Origin of the sequence: Streptomyces hainanensis (genome assembly GCF_004348415.1) — a bacterium.
Lineage (GTDB): Bacteria > Actinomycetota > Actinomycetes > Streptomycetales > Streptomycetaceae > Streptomyces > Streptomyces hainanensis.
This window is the reverse complement of record NZ_SMKI01000593.1, coordinates 1-4,075: the sequence shown is the minus strand read 5'-3', so window position 1 is coordinate 4,075 and position 4,075 is coordinate 1. Positions and strand designations below refer to the sequence as shown.

The 4,075-nt window shown below is 74.5% G+C and carries 4 protein-coding genes and 2 pseudogenes; all 6 read left to right on the top strand.

The features are described from left to right. A pseudogene (locus E1283_RS33125) lies at positions 1-192 on the top strand (ABC transporter ATP-binding protein); the annotation flags it as partial. 39 nt (positions 193-231) lie between these two features. Continuing rightward, complete coding sequence (locus tag E1283_RS33120) at positions 232-1,299, top strand: ABC transporter ATP-binding protein (RefSeq protein WP_132821867.1); 1,068 nt, start codon at positions 232-234, stop codon at positions 1,297-1,299. A gap of 173 nt (positions 1,300-1,472) precedes the next feature. Beyond that, complete coding sequence (locus E1283_RS33115) at positions 1,473-1,667, top strand: hypothetical protein (RefSeq protein ID WP_132821866.1); 195 nt, start codon at positions 1,473-1,475, stop codon at positions 1,665-1,667. A 70-nt stretch (positions 1,668-1,737) separates the two neighbouring features. Next, on the top strand, positions 1,738-2,613 hold the full coding sequence (gene mshB / locus E1283_RS33110) for an N-acetyl-1-D-myo-inositol-2-amino-2-deoxy-alpha-D-glucopyranoside deacetylase (protein ID WP_132821865.1): 876 nt from the start codon (positions 1,738-1,740) through the stop codon (positions 2,611-2,613). Beyond that, positions 2,610-3,035, top strand: coding sequence for a DUF6113 family protein (locus E1283_RS33105; protein WP_132821864.1), 426 nt, complete (start codon positions 2,610-2,612; stop codon positions 3,033-3,035). Before mshB ends, E1283_RS33105 begins: the two co-directional genes overlap by 4 nt. A 272-nt stretch (positions 3,036-3,307) precedes the next feature. Further along, positions 3,308-4,075 (top strand): annotated as a pseudogene (locus E1283_RS33100) (hypothetical protein); the annotation flags it as partial.

The window sequence follows — 4,075 nt, the reverse complement described above, 5'->3', positions numbered from 1 at the left end:
CCCAGCCTGCTCTCCCCGCCGCCCGGCTGCCCCTTCGAGCCCCGCTGCGGCTTCACCGACGAGGTGACGGGACCGCTCGGCTGCGCCACCGACCGGCCCGAGCTGCCCGAGGGCCGCGGCGCCGCCTGCCACCTGACGGGCGAGCGGCGGCACGAGCTCTTCACGACGCGGATCCGGCCCCGACTGCGCTGACGTGGCGCGAACCGAGCACCCAGAAGGACGGACTGACCGATGACCACCGAGCTCATGACCGTGAGCGGCCTCACCAAGTACTTCCCGGTCCGCGGCGGCTTCCCCATCCGGCGGACCGTGGGCGCCGTCAAGGCCGTCGACGGGCTCGACCTCACCGTGCGCGAGGGCGAGAGCTTCGGTCTGGTCGGCGAGTCGGGCTGCGGGAAGTCGACCACCGGCCGGCTGCTCGCGCGGCTCATCGACCCCACCGGCGGCAGCATCGTGTACCGCGGCCAGGACATCACGCGGGCCGGACGCCGCGCGATGGCGCCGATCCGCTCCGAGATCCAGATGATCTTCCAGGACCCCTACTCGTCGCTCAACCCCCGGCAGACCGTGGGCACGATCATCGGCGGCCCGATGGAGATCAACGGGATCGACCCGCCCGGCGGCCGGGAGCGGCGGGTCCGCGAACTGCTCGAGACCGTCGGCCTCAACCCCGAGCACTACAACCGCTTCCCACACGAGTTCTCCGGCGGCCAGCGGCAACGCATCGGCGTGGCACGGGCGTTGGCGCTCGAACCCAAGCTGATCATCGCCGACGAGCCCGTCTCGGCCCTCGACGTCTCCATCCAGGCCCAGGTGGTCAACCTGCTGCGACGGGTCCAGCGCGACCTGGGCATCGCCTTCCTGTTCATCGCCCACGACCTCGCCGTGGTGCGACACTTCTCACAGCGGGTCGCCGTCATGTACCTCGGCAAGATCGTCGAGCTCGGCGACCGCGAGGCGATCTACGAGCGCCCCAGGCACCCGTACACCCACGCCCTGCTCTCCGCCGTGCCCGAGGTGCGGCTCGCCCCCGAGGAGGGCGAGGAGCCGCCCCCGGCGCGCGAGCGCATCCGGCTCGAGGGCGACGTGCCCTCGCCGTCCGACCCGCCCTCCGGCTGCCGCTTCCGCACCCGATGCTGGAAGGCCGCCGCGAAGTGCGCCACCGAGGAACCGCCGCTGGTCCGGCTGTCGGGCGACGCCGAAGGCCACCTCACCGCCTGCCACTTCCCCGAGGAGGGCACGACGGCGGCCGCTCCGGCCTCAGACGCCCCGGCGGTCGCGCCCCGAACCACGGGATGATCATCCCCACGCGGGGGGCGTGCGCCCCTCCTCTGCTCCCGTGCACCGCGACATGCTCACCGAGATGATCGTTATGATCCATCGCGCGTGGTGGGTAAGACACTTCCAAGCAAGAACGGACGCGTCGCTGGCCTGCCCTGAACCCGGGCACGACTTCATGGAGGTGATCTTGGGTGGCGCTCTCCGTCTCCGCGGTGCTCCTACTCGCGGTCATTGTCGTACTGCTGGTCAGGAGGGCCGGCCTGAACATCATGCATGCGATCGTCTGCGTGCTGTTCGGCTTCTACCTCTCGAGCTCGAACATGGCACCGACCATCAACGACTTCACCAACGGCATCGCCGACATGATCAGTTCCCTCAGTTTCTGAGGCCGACCGCCAGCCACCGGCCGCCCCACCCCAGCGGGCGGCCTCCGGCCGGGGACGTAAGCTCGCCCGCATGAGTTCCGGCCAGGCGGGTGTGCTGCTGGTCCACGCGCACCCCGACGACGAGTCGATCAACAACGGCGCGACCATGGCCGCCTGCGCGGCCGCCGGCGTCCCCGTGACGCTGGTCACCTGCACGCTCGGCGAGGAGGGCGAGGTCATCCCGCCCGCACTGGCACACCTCGCCGCCGACCGGGACGACGCGCTCGGCCCGCACCGGGCCGGCGAGCTCGCCGCCGCGATGCGCGCCCTCGGCGTCGCCGACCACCGGCTGCTCGGCGGCGCGGGCCGCTGGCGCGACTCCGGGATGCTCGGCCTCCCCCAGAACGACCACCCCGACGCCTTCTGGCGCGCCGACCTCGCCGAGGCAGCCACCGCCCTCGCCGCGGTGATCGACGAGGTGCGCCCCCGCGTCCTCGTCACCTACGACCCGCACGGCGGCTACGGCCACCCCGACCACATCCAGGCCCACCGGGTCGCCATGCGCGGCGCCGAGACCGCCGCCCACCGCGTCGACCGGGTGCTGTGGAACTGCGTGCCGCGCGGCGTGGCCGAGACCGCGCTCGCCGCGCTGCGCGCCACGGGCCCCGGCCGCTTCGCCGGCGTCGCCGAGGTCTCCGACGTCCCGGGCGTCGTCCCCGAGGACCAGGTGGCGCTCGCCGTCCCGCCCACCCCCGGGTCGCTGGCCGCCAAACGGGCCGCCATGGCCGCGCACGCCACCCAGGTCGAGGTCGAGGGCGACGTCTTCGCCCTCTCCAACGGCCTCGCCCAGCCCCTGTGGGCGGTCGAGTACTACCGGCTGGCCGCCGGAGCGCCGCTCCCGGCGGGCGCCACCCACCTCCTCGCCGGGCTCGGCGGGTCGGACCCGACCACGGGGGAGGGCGCGTGAGGATCCTGGCGTACCTGGGGCTCGGCGTGCTGGGCGTGCTGGCCGGCGTGGCCGGCTCACTGGCCCAGGGCGGCTGGACGCCACTCGGCCTGCTGCTCGCCCTCGGCGGCTCCGCCGGGCTCTTCTGGGGCGGCGCCCTTCTCACCCGCACCCGGGTCGGCGCCGCCGCCCCGGCCGTCGGCTGGGCGGTGGCCGTGCTGCTGCTCACCGTCAACCGGCCGCAGGGCGACTTCGTCTTCGCCGCCGACACCGGCAGCTACCTGTTCCTGCTCGGCGGGATGACGCTGGCCGTCGCCTCCGCCGCCCTCGCGCCGAGCGACCGGCCGCTGTTCCTGTTCGCACCCGACCCCACGGCCCGGCGTCCGGAGCACGGTAGGATCGGGCACAACAGGGACAAGTCGCCCCCGGACCAACGTCGTTGACCCTCGTCGGAGTGGGTCGGTGGTGAACCGTCCGGGCCGCCAGCCCGTGTACGGATGTGCCAATCCTGTGGTGGGGCCGTCCCCCGGCTCCGTCCCCAGTATCGTGGGGCCAGTCGCCCGCGCCCGGTCCGCCCGGGACGGACGGCGATGGCCAACCGGGAGATCCTGCCTTGAGTCGAGAAACTGACAGCCCATCCCCCAGTCCTCTGGGGGGGGATGGCGACGCCCGCCCGGGAGCCCCGCAGGCGGAGGACAAGAAGACCGAGACGACGATGACGACCCGCGCCAGGATCAACATCCCAGGATCCCGGCCGATTCCGCCCATCGTGGTGCGGGAGCCCGTCAACGAGTCGGCCATGCGCGCCGCGTCCCCGCCCGCGTCCGCCCCGTCGAGCGCCGCCGAGCCGGCGGCCCCGGGGGACGCCGTGGCAGGCGCGAAGCCCGCGGCCAAGAAGACCAGTTCCTGGTTCGAGCCGCGCAAGACGCCGCCGGTCAGGGCCGGTTCCGCGGGGGACCCCACGCCGTCCGGCGGACATCCGGTCGTCACCGAGACCCCGCCGTCCGGCATGCCGGGCGTGGTCGGGCATCCGGGCCAGGGAAGCGTCCCCGGCGGGGAGCCGGGCGCCGGCTGGGCGCGGGTGCCGCAGCGCACCGACACCCCGGCCGGCGGCATCCCGCAGCTGCCGCCCCGCCCGGTCTCCACCGGCGGCCCGGCGGGCCCCACCGTGGGCCCGATGACCGGCACCATGCCGCTGCCGACGCGCGAGCCGATCGGCGGCCCGCACGCCGACGAGGAGCCGGACGGCTCCACCATGGACCTCGGCGGCCCGTTCCCGCCCCCGCCGCCCTCCGACGTGCTGGCCGCGACCGGGCCCATGCCGCGGATCTCGGACACCGGGCCGATGCCGCGGATCACGGACAGCACGGGCCCGATGCCCCGGATCTCCGAGGCCACGGGGCCGATGCCCAGGATCTCCGACACCACCGGGTCCATCCCCCGGCCGGGGGCCGGCGGTTCGCCCTTCCCCCCGGTTCCGGAC

Excerpts from the sequence above, each read along its gene's own strand:
- E1283_RS33120 (WP_132821867.1), top strand. The coding sequence starts at position 232 with ATGACCACCGAGCTCATGACCGTGAGCGGCCTCACCAAGTACTTCCCG.
- mshB (WP_132821865.1), top strand. The coding sequence starts at position 1,738 with ATGAGTTCCGGCCAGGCGGGTGTGCTGCTGGTCCACGCGCACCCCGAC.